Source organism: Streptomyces sp. GESEQ-35, from assembly GCF_017948485.1.
In the GTDB taxonomy this organism is placed as follows: domain Bacteria; phylum Actinomycetota; class Actinomycetes; order Streptomycetales; family Streptomycetaceae; genus Streptomyces.
On sequence record NZ_JAFFSX010000084.1, the window covers coordinates 1 to 1,104 of the forward strand.

Annotated in this window: 1 pseudogene; it reads right to left on the reverse strand. The window is 70.8% G+C overall.

The features are described from left to right. Positions 1-1,051, reverse strand: a pseudogene (locus KCH87_RS48435) (NAD-dependent DNA ligase LigA); the annotation flags it as partial. Positions 1,052-1,104 lie beyond the last annotated feature (53 nt).

The window sequence follows — 1,104 nt, forward strand, 5'->3', positions numbered from 1 at the left end:
CGGCGCGCGGGGCGATGATGCCGGTACGCCCGACGTTCCACTCCACCTCCAGCAGCCGGGTGATCTTCTCGACGGCGGGCAGCTTGTAAGCGATCGCCCAGCGCGGGGCGCGCGTCCCTGATCCGGCCGCCTGTTGGTCGGCGGCCAGGTCGGCCTTGATGACGATCCCGTCGATCCCGAACGGCAACTCCGCTCGCAGGGCGGCGATCTCCTGCACCCGGGCCAGCACCTGCTCGACCGTGTCTGCGGTGGTGCCGGGCACCGCGGTCGTGGCGGTGGTGTTGACCCCGAGCTCGCCGGCCTGCGCCATGAGGTCACTGTGCGCGAGCCCGGACAGCCGAGCGGAGAGCTCCGTCCCGGTGTCGGCGAGGGGGAGCAGTCCGTAGCCGAAGAACGTCATCGGCACGGTGTAGGCGCGCTCCTTGGCGCGCAGGGTGCCTGCCGAGGCGCCTCGCGGGTTGGCGAACGGCTGTCCGCCGTGCGCCGTGCGTACCTCGTTGCCGTGCTCGAACTGGGCGGTGGTCATCAGGACTTCGCCCCGGACTTCGACGGTGACCGGCTCGGCGAGTTCGTCCGGCAGGCCCTCGATGGTGCCGATCGCATGGGAGACGTCCTCCCCGGCCGTCCCGTCGCCGCGGGTGATCAGCCGTCTCAGTCGGCCGTGGGTGTAGCGGGCGGCGATCGCGAGCCCGTCCAGCTTCGGCTCGACACTGAACTGCGCCACGTCGTGACCGATCCGGCGGGCCAGCGAGGCGGTCCAGGCGGTGAACTCCTCCGGAGAGAACACGTTGTCCAGGCTCAGCATCGCCACCGAGTGCGGGACATCGCCCTCCACCGTGCCGCCGGCGACCTTCCCGATCGGCGAGTCGGGCAGCACCTGGTCGGGATGGTCGGCCTCCCATGCGGCGATGCCGCGCACCAGCCGGTCGTAGGCGTCGTCGTCCAGCACCGAGGTACCGCCCTGGTAGTAGGCGGCCGACGCTTTCACCGCGTCCTCGACCGCCTGCGCGTAGGCGGCGGCATCCACGATCACTGAAGCTGGTGTCGTCATGCTGGTCATCCTGCCTGCCATCACTGACAACGCCCCCTCACGACGTCCGCACC